General features: G+C 43.4%; 14 protein-coding genes and 1 tRNA gene. 1 reads left to right on the top strand and 14 read right to left on the bottom strand.

The window, feature by feature from the left end; genetic code table 11:
* Positions 1-120: 120 nt before the first annotated feature.
* The 9 genes from CST_RS09755 to CST_RS09795 form a co-directional block, all read right to left on the bottom strand.
* Positions 121-1,284: a DUF2264 domain-containing protein gene (locus tag CST_RS09755; protein WP_015359738.1), complete on the bottom strand. Its 1,164-nt coding sequence runs from the start codon at positions 1,282-1,284 to the stop codon at positions 121-123.
* A gap of 159 nt (positions 1,285-1,443) precedes the next feature.
* Positions 1,444-3,813, bottom strand: a complete 2,370-nt coding sequence (locus CST_RS09760; protein WP_015359739.1) for a DNA internalization-related competence protein ComEC/Rec2 — start codon at positions 3,811-3,813, stop codon at positions 1,444-1,446.
* Complete coding sequence (locus tag CST_RS09765) at positions 3,810-4,301, bottom strand: GNAT family N-acetyltransferase (protein WP_015359740.1); 492 nt, start codon at positions 4,299-4,301, stop codon at positions 3,810-3,812. Before CST_RS09765 ends, CST_RS09760 begins: the two co-directional genes overlap by 4 nt.
* Before the next feature lie 8 nt (positions 4,302-4,309).
* Positions 4,310-5,806, bottom strand: a complete 1,497-nt coding sequence (locus tag CST_RS09770; protein ID WP_015359741.1) for an ABC transporter substrate-binding protein — start codon at positions 5,804-5,806, stop codon at positions 4,310-4,312.
* Positions 5,807-5,815: 9 nt separating this feature from the next.
* Entirely contained in the window at positions 5,816-6,613 is a 798-nt protein-coding gene (pgeF, locus tag CST_RS09775) for a peptidoglycan editing factor PgeF (protein ID WP_015359742.1), read from the bottom strand.
* Between the two features lie 151 nt (positions 6,614-6,764).
* The gene (locus CST_RS09780; RefSeq protein ID WP_015359743.1) at positions 6,765-7,343 is read right to left on the bottom strand and encodes a dipicolinate synthase subunit B; all 579 of its coding nucleotides are present in this window, start codon (positions 7,341-7,343) and stop codon (positions 6,765-6,767) included.
* On the bottom strand, positions 7,340-8,209 hold the full coding sequence (gene dpsA, locus CST_RS09785; RefSeq protein WP_015359744.1) for a dipicolinate synthase subunit DpsA: 870 nt from the start codon (positions 8,207-8,209) through the stop codon (positions 7,340-7,342). The genes CST_RS09780 and dpsA overlap by 4 nt, the downstream gene beginning before the upstream one ends.
* A 94-nt stretch (positions 8,210-8,303) precedes the next feature.
* Positions 8,304-10,100: an ABC transporter ATP-binding protein gene (locus CST_RS09790; protein WP_015359745.1), complete on the bottom strand. Its 1,797-nt coding sequence runs from the start codon at positions 10,098-10,100 to the stop codon at positions 8,304-8,306.
* Entirely contained in the window at positions 10,097-11,845 is a 1,749-nt protein-coding gene (locus CST_RS09795; protein WP_015359746.1) for an ABC transporter ATP-binding protein, read from the bottom strand. Before CST_RS09795 ends, CST_RS09790 begins: the two co-directional genes overlap by 4 nt.
* Before the next feature lie 392 nt (positions 11,846-12,237).
* Here CST_RS09795 and CST_RS09800 point away from each other — a divergent pair, with 392 nt between their 5' ends.
* Positions 12,238-13,005, top strand: coding sequence for an alpha/beta hydrolase family protein (locus CST_RS09800; RefSeq protein WP_015359747.1), 768 nt, complete (start codon positions 12,238-12,240; stop codon positions 13,003-13,005).
* Here CST_RS09800 and CST_RS09805 read toward each other — a convergent pair.
* The 5 genes from CST_RS09805 to CST_RS09825 all read right to left on the bottom strand — a co-directional run bounded on the left by CST_RS09805 (position 12,991) and on the right by CST_RS09825 (position 17,142).
* Complete coding sequence (locus CST_RS09805; RefSeq protein WP_015359748.1) at positions 12,991-13,650, bottom strand: HAD family hydrolase; 660 nt, start codon at positions 13,648-13,650, stop codon at positions 12,991-12,993. The genes CST_RS09800 and CST_RS09805 overlap by 15 nt on opposite strands.
* 398 nt (positions 13,651-14,048) lie before the next feature.
* Positions 14,049-14,132, bottom strand: a tRNA-Leu gene (locus CST_RS09810).
* Positions 14,133-14,391: 259 nt separating this feature from the next.
* Positions 14,392-14,754 (bottom strand): hypothetical protein, encoded by a 363-nt coding sequence (locus CST_RS09815; protein ID WP_015485091.1) that lies wholly within the window; start codon positions 14,752-14,754, stop codon positions 14,392-14,394.
* Between the two features lie 136 nt (positions 14,755-14,890).
* Positions 14,891-15,829, bottom strand: coding sequence for an orotidine-5'-phosphate decarboxylase (gene pyrF / locus CST_RS09820; protein WP_034842755.1), 939 nt, complete (start codon positions 15,827-15,829; stop codon positions 14,891-14,893).
* Positions 15,830-15,858: 29 nt separating this feature from the next.
* A complete protein-coding gene (locus CST_RS09825; RefSeq protein WP_015359750.1) occupies positions 15,859-17,142 on the bottom strand; it encodes a dihydroorotase in 1,284 nt (427 codons plus the stop codon).
* Positions 17,143-17,158 lie beyond the last annotated feature (16 nt).

A 17,158-nucleotide genomic window follows, 5' to 3' on the forward strand; every position in this document is an offset into this window, starting at 1 on the left:
ATAAAAATGCCCGTATGTCGCAGGAGTGCGACCGACTTCAGGGAAAACAATCAGTTAACATGCAAAAAACAGGCCTGAACATGGGGTCAGGCCTGTTTAAACCCACTCACCGGACCTATTTCATGCATCAATCGCGTGATCTGCCGGCATATCCTCTCCTGACCATATTTTCTGTGAAGTCCATTTCTGCGGCGGAGCCTGCCAGAACTCATTTTCAGGTCTTAACCCCAGGGGCAGGAATGCGGTAGTGCAAAGATAAAGACTTCCGGTTGAAATATAAGGTTCCGCAAGCCCGGGCTGATGGCCGCACACACCGATTCTCAGCCATCCTTCACTGTCATAATTCTCACTGCTTTCAAGCGTGTTCTTTATAACCGCTGTCAACGCGCAGCGAACCTGAGCCGGTGATATGCGTTCGGGCAGTTTTTCGATAAGCGCCATTTGAGCAAGCAGGTGAAACGCACCGCACCTGTAGGTTATTGATCTGCCGACGGCCGGGTATGTTCCTTCCGGCGAAATAAGCATTTCCTGAATTGCAGCATATCTCTGCGCCCGTTCCATAATTGTCTTCTGCAGTTCCATGCCGTAATCACCGTAGGAACCGCCAAGAGTATTAACAACGTCTATTAACATCGGATGGATTACAAAGCTGTTATAATAATCCCAATGAAAGTACGGCCCGTCTCCGTATACCCCGTCGCCCTTGTACCATTGTTCATGCTGGAATATTGCGTAATCCACCCGTACTTTGTCAAATTCCTCTCCCATAATATACAAAGCGGTTTCTACCATTGCCGAAAAAAGCAGCCAGTTATTCCTTACCGGCCTGATACAGCGTGTGGCTTTCAGAGCCTTAACAAGATTTTTCTTTACTTGCGTGTCAAGTTTCTCCCACAATTCGCGGGGAGCCCTGACAATGGCATGACTCAAAAATGCCGCATCTACAAGAGGCTGGCCGCCGGCGTCCTTATCATAAACAAAAGTGCAGTAATCAGGCGACTCGGGATCAGTTGCAGCGTCTATGGCTTCTCTGGCAAGGAAAGCATACTTTTGCCTTAAAACTCCTTCTTCGCCGTCATTGGGTCCCAGTTCCAACCATGGCGCAATCCCGCACAATGTTCTGCCTATGGCTTCCAGCCTTGAAACATTACTTCTGGACTTATTCGCAACCGGCATAAGTTCTTTCAGTTTCCTTTCGGCTGCAGAGGATAAAACAGGATCGATTACTTTTGTGAGGATTTTAAGCCAGTACATCCTGTCGTTCAATCGGTTTTCCCGGTCCATTTGTTTTGCCCCCCTTAGAAAAGAATATTGACCGTTAAAAATTCCAGCAAGGCAGCCGGACAACTGTCAAGTGTCCTTACACAGTTTAACACTGAGTTTTGAAAACGGCAATAAATCTAACATAATTCATAAAAAAACATTAACTGAGGCAAAGTTTAATCAATCCGGCCAAAAAGTATACTTTCGTTCTTTCACCCATGGCTTTAACCTGTAATTTTTCCCGTTACTTAAGACAATAACCGCTCCGCTTTCCTTCGTTATATAAATTCTGGCTTCTTTGAGACTTAACCGCTCTATTACTTCATCAGACGGATGCCCGTAGTTGTTGCTACCCGCGCTTATCACCGCCACTTCCGGTTTGGCAAGATCCAGAAATTCACGGGTCGTGCTCTCCTTCCCGCCATGATGGGCCACCTTGAGTATATCACAGTCAATATGATCCCCATACTTTAACAACAACCTTTCGGCTTCGGTCTCTATATCTCCCGTGAACAGAATACTTAAATCCTTAAACCTAAGCATTCCGCATATGGACGTATTATTCAGATTGCCGTAAATATCAATTTCTGAAGAAGGCGGATTCAACACTTCGAAAACCGTATAATTGTCGAAACCGATAATATCACCTTCACCAAAGAAATAGACAGGTATATTTCTGTCTTTGCACAAGTTTATAAGCCGGACGAAATCGGTTTCGGCATCCGGGTATGCCGGCAAGCCCACAGACTTTACATTGAATACTTCAATTAATGTCAGTATCCCGCCCATATGATCCGAGTGGGCATGGGTCACTAAAGCCATGTCGATATGGGATACTTTTTCGTGCATCAGCATGGGAAGAATTATCCTCTTTCCGTGGTAACCCGTTTCATCTTCATTATATGTACCGCCACCGTCTATAAGGAAATTCCGTCCTTCGGGTGTGCGTATAAAGATACAGTCTCCCTGACCGACATCGGTAAAAATAACTTTCAACGGCTTCGGAATAATACCCTGTATCAGGAGAACAATCCCCGTAACAAAAGCACACGCGATCACAGCTGATTTATTCTTTCTGAAAAAATTTATCCCGTATATCCCCCAAAGAAATATCAACACATAATAAAGGAATACCGCTCCGTAACTCCAGTCGGGCAGATAAATTTCCGCCCACGGCACCGACGCGCATTTGTCGGTAACATACAGGATAAGATGTGAAACAGCTTCCAAAACATAGCCTGTTGCCTTCCCGAGTAAGGGATGAACGGCGTGCAAAACAACACATACAGCACCAAAAGTCGTAGCAAAGCCCGTTACGGGAACAACAAGAAGGTTTGACAAAAGTGAAATAAGGGACACTTTGTTAAAATGCATTATCAGTACGGGTAATACCCCTGCCTGGGCAGACATTGTCGCCGACAGTGTTTCGGTTATAATTCCCGGTATTTTGTCGGGAAAAATTTTTTCAATCCTTTTATACAGAATACCAAGCCCCAAAGTTGCGCCTACAGATAACTGAAAACCAACATCAAAAAACATGAAGGGGTTTATGGCCAAGAGTACCAAAACGGCTATTGCGACCGAGTTTACAAGTTCCACTTTTCTGTAAAGAGCCCTTCCAAGCAATAAAAGCATTGCCATTACCGACGCCCTTAAGACCGAAGCCTCCATTCCCGTTATCAGAAGATACAGGAAAATAAAAGGGATTGCCATTACGGAACCTGTTCTTCTGTCCAGCCCCACCATGCTGAAAATCCACAGCAGCGGGAAAATCAGAAAAGCCAGGTTTGCCCCCGATACCGCCATTATATGGGTAAGTCCGGAAGCGCTGAACGCATTCTCCATCGTCTCGGTTAAGTTTTCCCTGTACCCTGTAAGCATTGCCGCTATTAATGCCGCTTTTTCACCTGAAAGGTTTCTTTCAAGGGAATTAACAATATATTCCCTCAATTCCAGTCCAAATCTTTTCAAAGGCAATTTTTTGACGAATCTCGTTTTTTCCACCATGTTCTCATTTAAGGAGATAATGGCTGCAATCCTTCTGGTATAAAGATAATTCCGGTAATCAAAACCTCCGGGATTCCTAGATCCGGGCGGATTTTTCAAAACGCCGTTCAGTATCAGCCCTGTTCCCAGGGAATAATCGGCCGCATTTTTTACGTTATAGACATTGACCAGTATCTTCCTTCCGGTGTTCTCCTCCGAATGGTTTATTTTTTCTATGTGGAATTCAAAAGTTATCCTGCCGTTTTTCACCTTATATGCATCGCTTATATAACCGGTTATGGTTACGTTGTTTTCATAATACGGAATCAGAGGCTCCGACAAAAGGGTATACTGATATGCATAATTGACAAAACCGAAAGATATAAACGTCCCGCACAAGAGAAAACTTGTAGAAAACACAACCTTTCTTTTCCTTCCGTACAGGAAAAGAAAAATTGTTGCGGGAACAATTAAAAGAATAATGAAAATATGATGTATCAGACAAGCAAGTACAATCCCAGAACAGTAGGCAACTGAGGCCTGCAGCATCGGTCTTTTCATCATGGCCGTAGAACCTTTTCGAAAATCAGTATTTTCCCGTTATTTTCGCGCTCATTGGTTTCAACGGTTTTAACGCAGGTCATACCCATTTTCGTCCAGAAATTTATCCCCGCCGCGTTTTCTGCCGAAACCGACAGATATATTCTTTTAACATACATGTGCTCTGCCGCATGCTTACACAAAAGGTTAAAGGCACGTGTTCCGAATTTTTTTCTGTGCCATGCCTTGTCGATTAAAAATGTGCGTATCCACAATATCGTTTCTTTCTCCCTTTTAAATTCACCGGTTATAAGACCTATCAAAACTCCGTTTTTGGTATACACGCCCACAGCAAAGGAATTCAGGCTTTCATTCAAGGCATTTCCGATACTTTTCCTGCCTGTGGCAAAACCATAAGTATCATAATCAAGATACCAGCCCTTAACCCTGTCGATACTTCCTTCATCAAGCGGCTTAATATCAACGTTTTCCCCGGTTATATGCAACTGCATGTTCCAAATTACTGACGGTTGTTATTCTTGCTGCCTTCGTTAAAAACAGGCTTGTACCATGAATAAAATCCCTGATACGGGTTCCAGTAATTCGCGTTTTTTTCCCCTCGTATGGTATTTTTAAACAAAACAGCCTGTTGATTTCGGTACAAAGGCAGAATGAAATTATCCTCCCTTCCGTTTCCCAAATCCTGCTGAATTCTTTGCAGGGTATCGCTTAATTCCTCCCACGGCTTCAATTCATCGGATACAGGCGACAAATCATATTTGCCGCTCCGGATCTCCCGTTTGTAATTACTTTTCCCGACTGTTACAATTTCGGCCTGTATCCCTGCATCGCTCAGAATGTTCACAAGAAAATTGGCGGTATGAAGTTTCGGAAGATCCTGTTTCGGTACACAAATCAGTATTTTATCCAGAGTTTTGCCGTTCAGCGTAAAAACATTTTTCTTTTCGTCATAACTGAGCCCGCTTCTTACCAATTCATTTCTGAACCCCTCAACATCAATTGGTTCCTCGCTGTACAGCTCATAATACTGAACCTGCCCGAGGTTCAATTCATGGAGTCTGTATGCCACATACCTGAACAACGCCGTCTGCCGGTTGGACTGTCCGAATATGCTTTGAGGATTTACATACAGAAAATGGCTTTCATTGGACAGATATATCCTGAAATCAATATCGGTCCTGTACCTGTATCTGGAAAAATCCACATTTTTTATAAAGGCAACGTCTATTTCATTATTCTGGAAAGCATCCAGCATTTTATCTTCATCATATACCTTGAAAATCACCTCATCAATATATGTTTCCCCGTGCCACCATTTATCGTTTTTCACAAGCCTTAGTTCGTTTTCCGTCATCCTCTCAAAACAGTACGGTCCCGTACCAACCGGATATTCCTCTTCTTCGTAGTTCTGAGGAAGTATCGGAAAAACCAGTTTTTTAATAAAAGCCCTGTCGGGCTTGTCCAGAGTAATTTCAAACTGGGAACTGCTAATGATATTGAAATCCTTAATATTATCAACAATGGCCCTTTCATAAAACGGACTGTTTGATTTCTTAAGCTGTCTGATAGTATACCTTACGTCATATGACGTAAGTCCCCTGCCGTTGTGAAAATATACATTTTGCCTGAGTTTAAAGTTCCACACTACATACCCTTCGTGACTGTAGCTTTCAACCAGCCACGGCTCAAAATTGTTCTCGCTGGACTGAATAAAAAGGGGATCATAGATAAACAGAAATATGTAATTGACATACCTGCTGGAAGTTTCAAACGGGTGCAGGGAATCAATCGGGGTTGTTCCAAGCGTAAGGGTCCCGCCGTGGACAGGCCCGCTGTCTACAAGTTTAATCTGCCTGTCCACAGGTATACCGGTATTGCCCGACACAGTGGGAATTGTGCCGGGTCCTTCACTGAATACATGGTTGGCTTCACATCCTGCCAAGAAAACTATAAAAAATATAATGGTAACAGTAATGAACGCTCTTCGTGCCTTCATATCACAACCTCATTCAGTCATCATAAAAACGGCGGCCCCTGTTCCGCTTTTGCCCTGTCCGCCCCTGTGGGAGAAAAAAAGCTGCTTTTCGCACACGGTGCACCTGTTCAAATCCTGAATATTTCCCATGCTCAGGCCTTCATCGGTTAATGTTCTTACAATTATTCCGGCAAGGTCAATTTTCCACTTTTTGCCTGTACATAAAAACGCATCGGCACAGTCAGGAAAAACCTTTAAAAACTCTTCGTAAACATCCCTGTCAACCTCAAAACAGCATTTCCTAATGCAGGGCCCGATAACCGCATGTATCTCGGCCGCGTTGCAGTTGAATTCCTTTTCCATTATTCTTACGGCTTTTGCCGATATTTTCAGCAAAGTGCTTCGCCATCCCGAATGTACAAGGCCGATAACTTTACGCTTAACGTCATAAAGGTAAACGGGTGCACAGTCAGCATGAAAAGTGACAAGAGCCACGTTCATGTCGGCGGTAATAAGCCCGTCCGACTCACCAAAAGTCCTTTCTCTTAAAAGGCCCATGCCGCAATGCTGTTTATTTACCACTGTAATATCGCACCCATGGACCTGCTTTGTTAAAACCATATATTCCATTGGTATCCCGGTACTTTTACTCAAAAGCTCAAAATTTTTTAATACATTTTCCGCACTGTCACCGCGCTGAAAACTTAAATTCAGTGATTCAAACGGGAAACTGCTTACCCCGCCATGCCGTGTAGTAAAGACGGCTATTGCCTTGAGCTCATCACTTACCGGAACAGGAATCCACATTGGCGCACCGCATGCCGCCATATTCCATGAAACCTCCGGTCCAAAAACTGTAAAAGAAGCACCCTGTGGTACCATAAACCGAAATAAAAAACAAATAATTCATAATAAGAGTAGCATAACATGTATATCAGTACAAGTGGAAATAAAAGAAGATGAATTTCTGTCTTTCCTCTCAGACGAGTACCGGCTCCAGCTGCCTGCCCTCAAGCGCGGCTTCTACTGCGGGTATAAAAAGATCCATACGGCATACAAGGGAATTGTGTTTGTTTTCAGGGTCATCCTGCCTGAACGGCACAAAATATATATTTTTTGTATTCATCAAAAGTCCGATATTTTTTGCGTTTGCGCCCAAGCCGTCGTTGGTCGCAATTCCCAGCAAGACCGGCCTGTTGTTTCGCAAATGGGCTTTGCATGCCATCGTTACCGGGGTGTCGGTTATGCCGTTTGCGAGCTTTGCCAATGTATTCCCGGTACAGGGCAGGACCACCATGAGATCAAGCTTTTTCGACGGTCCTATGGGTTCAGCGTCTGCAATTGAAGCTATACATTCCTTGCCGCTAATCATTTTTATCTGCTCAAGGAAATATTCGGCGGTACCGAAACGGGTATCGGTCGATTTCACTGCATATGACACAACGGGAATTACGTCTGCTCCCAGCAGCACAAGTTTCTGCATCTGTGCCAGCGCGCTCTGCAGCGTGCAGAACGAACCGGTAAGGCCAAAACCTATCCTTTTACCGGAAATGCTCATTTTTTCCTCCCTCCCTCTGTCAAAACATTTTCCACCGTTTTTTTGATTATTTCCGCAGCGGTAAGAGGAGCCACTTTCCCAGGCAGGCTTAAAGCCCAGTCGGTTTTCAGGCCAAGCTTTTCAGCGTGCTTAAAATCAATTCCGCCGGGTTGTGAAGCCAAATCTATTAGATAACAGTCAGGCCGCACCTTGTTCAGTACGTCTGCCGTCAAATACTGGTACGGTATTGTGTTTACAATTACATTCATGTCGGTTATGTACCGTTCCAGGTCGTCCAAATGGACAGGCTTGTATCCAAAAGCCTCAATCCAGCTCAGATCCGAATACGTTCTTGCAGCCACCCAGACCTCGGCTCCGAAGCCGGTCAAAATGCGCGCCAGCACCTTGCCAATCCTTCCGTAACCCAGGATAAGTATCCGACTGTTGTGAATTGTTCTGGGAGTGGATCTCATAATCAATTCCACAGCCCCTTCCGCCGCAGGAATGGCATTCAGCACCGCCATATCCTCCCGATCCAGCAGATCAATATAATTAACACCCCTGTTTTCCAGTGTGTTCCTTACATCTTTTTCAATTTTTCCCGCTATGAAAACGGTACCCTCAGGTATCATTTCAATCAGAGTCTCGAGCGGAAGGGTTTCCGTTGAAAAGGGCATGTTTACATAACCGTCCGGAGATACAAGGGGAATTCCGCATATTATAACGTCACAGTCGTTGATCATCTGGGCAAGACTTGAATTTTTGTTTTTTATGTCCTTTTTGTCAAAACCATATATTTCAACCCGATGGTATTCCTTCTTCAATAGTTCGGCAAGATAAAAGTTTCTCATATCCCCGCCTATGACAAGGTATTTCGTTTTTTGCATTAAAATACCCCCTGATATTTAAGATTTAAGTATATTCCATATTATGAAAATCAGGGGGTTATAGTGCTTGTTCGATATCTGAAACTCACGAGTCTTACTTTTCCTCTATGCCCTTACTAAGGCTCAGTTCCACATAACTTCTATACAATCCGTTCAGATTCATTAAAGTTTCATGATCCCCTTCTTCCACAATTCTGCCGTCATCAATGACATAAATCCGGTCGGCCTTTCTGATCGTGGACAGCCTGTGGGCGATAAGTATTGACGTCCTTCCTGCAATGACATTCTCCAGCGATTTCTGTATCATTTCCTCGGTTTCGGTATCAATATATGCCGTTGCTTCGTCCAAAATCAGGATCGCGGGATTCAGCGCCACCGCACGGGCAAAAGAAAGCAGCTGGCGTTGGCCGGAGGAAAAAGTGCAACCCCTTTCCTTTACCTCGGATTTTATGCCGTCGGGCAGGGAATTAACAAAACCGTCGGCACAGGCTACCTTTAATGCCTTGTAAACATCCTCATCGGTCAGCTCATCATTATTGAGCCTGATATTAGAAGCAATATCGCCGGTAAAAAGGAAGACATCCTGAAGAACCACCGCTATTTTTCTCCGCAGATCAGTTAACCTGTATTCCTTAATATCCACACCGTCAATAAGAATTTTCCCCTTCTGTATATCATAAAAACGGGTTATTAAACTTATTATCGTAGACTTTCCGGAACCCGTTGCGCCGACAAACGCCACCGTTTCCCCGGGTTTTATATGGAAACTTACGTCTTTAAGGATCCAATTCCCTTCTTCATACGCAAACCATACATTTTGAAATTCTATTTCTCCGTGCAGATTTTCGCAGCCTATTCCGGTATCCAAATTCTCCACCTTGTCTTCAATGTCCATGATTTCGAATATTCTTTCGGATGAAATAACCGCAGACTGCAAACTGGTGTATTTATCGGCAATTTCGTTAATGGGCTGGAAAAACTCGCGCACGTATGAAATAAAGGTATATAATACACCGTATTCAAAACTTCCGGAAAGTATGTCGCCCGCGCAAACCCATACAAGGGCCGCGATACCCAGGTTATTTATAACTTCCACTATGGGTTTTCCAAGACTGTTCAGTATTACCTCCCTGAGGCTGGAATCAAAATAATCCTTCTCAATTGCATTGTATTCTTCAAATTTCTGCTTTTCCCTGTGAAAAATCTGGACTATTTTCATGCCGGTTATGTTTTCGGCTAAAAAACCGTTTATCCTTGCTACGGCCTGTTTCATGCGTATGAAGTTCTTTCTTGCGGCCTTCCTGTATATTACCGCTATTACCGCGATCACCGGCACGGTACATATGGCAACGACCGCCAGGGTTGTATCCATTGAAAACATTACCCACACAAGCCCTATAATCATAACCGTGTCGCGGAACAGATTTATGAGCACGCCAGAAAAAAGCTCGTTAAGCGCTTCCACATCATTTGTAACACGTGTCAGAAGCCTTCCGGATGAAAAATGATCAAAAAAAGACATGTTCATGCGCTGAATTTTATTGAACAACTCTGTTCTGAGCCTGTGCATTATATTCTGCCCGACATAATTTAAAAGAATGCTCTGCGAATAATTCAGCGCTGCGCCAAGGAGAATCAGCCCGAAATAAACGAAACCCAGCCTGTTTATTGCCGTTTTGTCGTATATTTCAGGCACCAGATAGTCATCTATAACACGCTGCAGTATTCTTGGCTTGATTATTACCGTCGCATTTATTGCAAAAGCGACAATAATGGCCAAAACAATATGAGGAATATACGGGATAAAATAGGATAAAAGTCTTGCCACATTGGCTTTTTTATTATATATATCCTCACTTCTGTCATGTTTTTTGCCGTTACTCGCTGTCATTTTTCCGCCCCCGCACTTTCATCCGACTCTTCAGTCTGGGACACATACAGTCTGTAATATGCCCCCCTGAGTCTCATCAGTTCCTCATGGGAACCTTCTTCTACTATCCGTCCGTCCTCAAGGTATATTATTTTATCCGCATTCATTACCGTTGAGACTCTGTGGGATATGATAATCCCCGTCCGGCGTTTCAGAACATTTTTCAAATTGCTAAGTATTTCTTTTTCGGTTTCGGCATCGACGGCCGACAGACTGTCGTCAAGAATCAGCACCGAGGGATTTTTTACCAGTGCCCGCGCAATGGTCACTCTTTGCCTCTGACCTCCGGACAGAGTAATTCCTCGCTCCCCCACCACCGTGTCAAAACCGTCCGGAAATTCAAGAATATCATCGTAAACACCGGACATTTTCGCCGCTTCTATTATTTCATCATCGCCAATGCCTTCCTGGTAAAATTCTATATTGTTCTTTATAGTTGTAGAAAAAAGAAAATTGTCCTGTGGCACAAAACCAATATTCTCCCTTAATGTTTCCAGGGATATCTGGTTAATGTCTACATTATTAATAAAGATATGCCCGTCAGGTATTGGATACAACCTTAACAGAAGGTTGGCAAGGGTTGTTTTTCCGCTCCCGGTTTTGCCTACAATACCCAGAGTGGTCCCCGCTGGTATTTTAAGGTTTATGTCTTTAAGCACCGGCGTATCGGTCTGGGGGTATGTAAAAGTCAAATTTCTTATTTCTATATCAAAATCTTTGATATTGCTCTCTTCACCGTCTACAATATCGCTCTTTTCGCTGAATATCTCATTAAGCCTTTTGGCCGAAGCCGCCCCCCGCTGCCAGGTTTCAACTATTTTGCTTATATTTATGACCGGCTTCATTATCGCTGCCATGTACGAATTAAACGCTATATAGTCGCCGAGGGAAATTCTGCCCGTTGCCACCATTTTACTCCCGTAGATTATGAAACAGAGAAAACTTATACTGAAGCACACTTCGGTAACCGGCCCCAATGCGCTCGAAACCATTGTCATTCGCATATTGGCTTTTACACTGTTCCTGCTTAACCGGTCCAACTTCTCCATCTCATGGTATTCCTGGGCAAAAGCCTTAACCACGCGGATTCCCATTATATTCTCCTGAACTCTTTCAGAAATCATTGCGAAAGCCTTCTGAACCTTTTCAAACCGGTTCCGGATTGTTTTCCTGAGAAGTATTGTAACCAGTATTACCACAGGGACGGGGCCTAATGCCATAAGCGTCAGAACAGGTTCAATTGTTCTGGCCATATAATAAACAGACACTGTGTTAATCAGTACGCCTTCAATTAATGCCGTAAACCCAAACCCGAAAACCCTGCGTATCGCATTTATATCATTTATGGCATACGCAACAAGGTCCCCTGTCCTGTGATTATTGTAAAAATTAACCGGAAGTGTCTGAAGATGCGCAAACAGCTTTCTTCTCAAATAACTTTCGACATGGCGGCAGTTTCCGACAAGAAAATATCTCCAGCAAAAACGCAGCACAAATCCCAGTACCGCAAGCAAAATCATTAAAATAAGCTGGAAACGGATTTCCCTGACCGTCCCCTGCCCTTTGTTCAGCATGTCGGTTACTCTTCCGAGTACTTTCGGAATACGAAGGGATATGACTGAAGCGACAATAAGAAGCAAAATGCCCGCGATATAAGACAATATTCTTTCTTTAATAAAGTTTAAAAGTAATTTCCTAACTTCCATAGTCTCTCCTTTAAAGTCTACCTAAAGATGAAGGCTTGTCCCAAAATAATTTCGTTCTTTATTATAAAGGACATTCGGTTTTTTTTCCATAGTAACGGCGAAAACTTTGTGTTTTCCAGTTCGCAATATGCAGTTCTTTTTCCAGTTAATACCTTTATATTTATACAATGAAGCCTTTAATTCTTTCTACTTCAAAACTCATGAAGCAAGCGTCGTAAAAGCATTCATTCTTTTAAATCGGCGGCTTAATAACGCAATGTTTTATATAAGACTTTTACTGTGGAATTATGCTGGAACTCAAGCGGCAGGCAGTAATATAATCATGGTATGAACCAATATTGCAGCGAAAAAATATATTCCAAAGGGGGCGCCAGCAAATGAAGGGAATACACATGTCGGACATTTTGTGCCGACCCTTTTCATGTCGCCGAGGCAATTTAACAATAAGAGGCCATGTTTTCCGAAAAAACACAGGAGTTCTTCCCACAATAATCATCTGTCACGGTTTTATGGCAAATCAGCGTTCAGTCCGGCATTATGCCAAACTTGCGGCAAGCATTGGCTTTGCGGCATTTACCTTTGATTTCTGCGGTGGCTGCGTTATAGGCAAAAGCGACGGCAGGCAATCCGAAATGTCAGTTCTTACCGAAGTGGAAGATTTAAAGGCTGTTATAGGGTACATAAAGACACGGGATGATACCGATTCCTCACGGATTTCCCTCATGGGCTGCAGCCAGGGCGGGGTTGTGTGCGCATTAACGGCGGCACAAATTCCTGACGAAATTGAACGCCTGATTCTGTTCTATCCGGCATTTTGCATTCCCGATGACGCCCGCCGCGGAAAAATGATGTTTGCCAGATTTGATCCCGATAACATTCCACCGGTGGTAAGCCGTTTCCCAATGAGGCTTGGGGCTGTTTACGTAAAAGATGTAATAAATATGAATATATTCGAAGAAATCACAGGCTATAACGGTCCTGTTCTGCTGGTGCACGGAACGAAAGACAATATTGTCGATATTTCCTATTCAAGAAAGGCAAAAGAGATATATAAGAACTGCGAATACCTGGAAATAGAGGGTGCAGGGCACAGTTTTAACAAAATGCACGATCGGGTGGCAATGGATGCTCTGAAAAAATTTCTGTCAGGACGGGTTTAAAAATATTTTAATTAGCTCATCCGGCTTTTCTATCACCACGTCCGCACCCGCCATAAGCAGTTCTTCCCTGCTTCTGAAGCCCCATAACGCCCCTGCGGCATACATGTTTGCAATTTTGGCGGTTTTTATGTCAACATTGCTGTCACCGAGATAAACGCATTCTTCAGGCTTTACACCGAACTTCTCCGCAATAAGCAGCGCGCCTGCAGGATCGGGCTTTCGGGGGACAGAAGGCCGTCCCCCGACCATATATGAAAAATACCCCGGGAAATACTTATCCACAATCAGTTTTGCAATGTTTTCGTTTTTGTTTGTGTTCACGCCAAGCTTTATACCGTTTTTTTTAAGGAAATCCAGCAGCTCAGTGATACCGTCATACACATACATTTCAAAGTCCCAGTTTCTCGAATACTCGTCAATCATGTCACCGTAATACAGCGCCAGCCGTTCATCATCCGGATTGTCAATTCCGGCGGCTTTTCTTACCAGCTCCTTAATCCCGTTTCCGACAAACAACTTGCACTGTTCCACGCTGATTTTCTCCATACCGTGCTTTTCAAGGACATTATTTATCGAATATGTCAGGGCATATATGGAATTTACCAGTGTTCCGTCCATGTCAAAAATAACCGCTTTATGCTTCATATTTACTCTCCTTGCCAAATATATCCGTTTTAACCATTTATCTGCCATTTTCCGGAATTTGTTGCCATCGGCATGTTTTTACATGTGTCAGCCCTGGCCTTATTATACCATATTATCAAATTTACAACGTATTTTCCACGGATTTATCGGGCATATCCGCCTTATGCCGATTTTCATGAAGTACGATTGTTGCCATTTACTGCCCTGTTTTCGGCTGTAAGCTTAAACATGAATACCTGCCTTTATTTTTTTGGACGAAATTTGGCAAAAATCTGCCTGAACATAAAAAAAGCTTGCTAAATAAAGATATTGACCTGTGCAAAATCTTTATTAGCAAGTTCCCAATATCTGTACCGCATATGACCACGGTACGGAGTATAGATATTATCAAATACCGCTGGTGCGGACAAAGGGACTTGAACCCCCACGGTTAACCCGCCAGATCCTAAGTCTGGTGCGTCTGCCAATTCCGCCATGTCCGCATATAAAATTGCCTGCAATTTATTATAGAATGGAATTACTATTTTGTCAAACGGCAGAAAACCTGATTTCCCTCATATCATCAGCCTTTGAAAACTCAATAAAATCATATAACCGGAGAATAAATTAATATGTAGCCATAAGAATTTTCGGTAAAAATACGCCTGCATGCCGTATCTTTACCGGGAAGTCCGTTTTCTCAGCGGTTATATCCTATTTCAGGAACTGAATACGAATACTTGCTTCATGACATATCTAGCATTAAACACGCTTAAAAGATTTTATCCGCTTCATAAACGGTATTCCGAATATTACAGTGAATAAAACCTGTGCAAACAGGCAAACAGCAAAATTGACAGCGGAGATCTCAAACAGCAGTATTCCGCCGAGAGCAATCAATAAAGTTATAAGAAACAGACACCCTGTCGCGGCCGACACCACTTTTCTCAATTCTTTCAGTTCATTCTGCGACAATTTAAGTATTTCTTCTTTACTCAGAGAGCCCAATGAAATATCACCTTTTGATTCCGCTATTTTTTCTTTTTTCAGTGACAGTATGGCTGTTATAATAATGCCCGTCGTTAAAATAATTTCAGGAATAATAAGGTAATATGATATTGACATAAATCAACCCTCCCTATTATAGTCCTCTCGTGCTATTATTTAAGTAAATACGAAATTATAAGCCAAATTCAGTCCCCACCACCGATGTGTGGTGGGTCTGAGTCAAAGTGTGCTGCCGGATCTCGTCCGGAAAAGATTAAAAATTACAAATCTTTTGAAGCTCACTTCTCATATGTAATGCTTCCTCACGGCATGCAATATCAAATTCCTCTTCCGAAAATTTACCGTTCCATCTCTGAAGCTTATGGGCGCACATCAGACTTCTTGAAGCATTTATTATTGCGCCGAATCCGTTATTATCGAACGCCCCTGCCACATCTTCGGCACTGCCGCCCTGGGCACCGTATCCTGGAACAAGGAAGCAGGTATGCGGCATCCTTGCACGCAATTTCTTAAGTTCCTGCGGCCATGTGGCACCAACCACGGCCCCAACCGGCGAATATCCGTATTTCCCTACGGTATCTTTTCCCCATTCAGAAACCAGATCGGCCATAACTTCGTAAACCCTTCTCCCGTCCTGCACAACCATGTCCTGGAGCTGGACCGATGACGGATTTGATGTTTTTACCAGTACAAAAATTCCCTTCCGGTATTTCATGCAGTCATCTATCATCGGCTTTATGCCGTCTATGCCAAGATAGCCGTTTACCGTTAACGCGTCTGCGTCATATACAGGTTTTGTTACATTATCCTCAAGAAGTGTCTCACCGAGATATGCGCTTGAGTAAGCTTCAGATGTCGACCCGATGTCGTTTCTTTTACCGTCGGCAATTACAAGCAATCCTTTTTCATGGCCGTACCTTACCGTCTTCTCAAAGGCTTTAAGGCCTTCTGTCCCGTACATTTCATAATATGCCAGCTGTAGTTTTATCGCAGGTATTATATCCGAAACGGCATCAATCAGTTTTCTGTTAAATTCCAGAATACTTTCGGCAGCAGCTTTAAAAGTATTTCCATACAGTTCAATATTCTTTTTACGAATTGAAAAGGGTATGTATTCCAGTTTCGGGTCAAGCCCCATAACGGTTGGGTTTTTCAGAACTTTCACTTTTTCCATTAACCTGTCCATGAACATAAACTCCATTCCTTTCATTCCGGGTTTTTTTAAACAACAAGCTCGCCGTCTTTTACCACAATCCTGCCGTTGACTATTGTAGCAACAACCTTGCCTGAAACGTGAAATCCATGGAACGGTGAGTTTTTACTTTTCGAAACAAACTTACTTATATCAATTTGGTAGTCCACATTAGGATTAAATATGGTTATATCGGCCATTTTTCCCTCAATGAGCCTGCCCTTGTCTATTCCCAGGATTTCCGCAGGTTTAGTTGACATTTTTCTCACAAGCTCCCTCATACTTATATGACCGCCTTTGACAAGGACAGTATATGACAGTGGCAGTGCGGTTTCAAACCCGACCATACCGTTAGCCGCCTTGTCAAATTCAACGTTTTTTTCATCCATATGGTGCGGCGCATGATCGGTGGCAATTATGTCAATTGTTCCGTCACAAAGGCCGCGTATTATAGCCTCAACGTCTTCCTCATTCCTCAGCGGCGGGTTTACTTTGGCCAGTGTATTATAGCCCGCACATGCTCTTTCGGTAAGGGTAAAGTAATGAGGACATGTTTCAGCGGTTACTTTGACCCCGGTTCTTTTCGCATACCTTATGATTTCAACCCCCAAAACAGTGCTTACATGGCAAATATGTACAGGAACATCAAATCTTTTTGATAAAATTACATCCCTTGCTATCATGATTTCTTCCGCGGCCTTTGATATACCTCTGAGTCCCATTTCAGTGGACAGCGCACCTTCGTTCATCACACCGTCCTCTGAAAGCCTTGAATCCTCACAGTGGCATATTACGGGCAGATTAAACATCCTCGCATACAACATGACTTTTTTCATCACCGAAGAATTTTCCACACAGCGCCCGTCATCCGAAACCCCTACTATGCCCGCTTCCTTCATTTCTCCTATTTCGGCAAGTTCTTCGCCCCTAAGCCCTTTTGTCATCGCCCCTATCGGGAATACATGAACCACTCCCTCTCTGTTTGCCTTATCGATAATATACCTTATCACCGTTTTATTATCGGCGACGGGGTTAGTGTTCGGCATACACGCAACCGACGTAAATCCGCCCATGGCAGCGCTCCTTGTACCCGACACAATATCCTCCTTATATTCATATCCGGGATCCCTCAGATGGCAATGGGCGTCAACAAGGCCGGGCAGGACATACAACCCATCCGCATCCAGAACCATGTCCGCATCGGCAGAGTAATTTTCTTCGATCCTTGAAACAATCCCATTTTCTATGAAAACATTCTGTCTTTTTTCATATTCATCAGTTACTACAATACCGTTTTTTATAAGTATTTTCATACAATCCCTCCTTAAA

Source organism: Thermoclostridium stercorarium subsp. stercorarium DSM 8532, assembly GCF_000331995.1.
Lineage (GTDB): Bacteria > Bacillota > Clostridia > DSM-8532 > DSM-8532 > Thermoclostridium > Thermoclostridium stercorarium.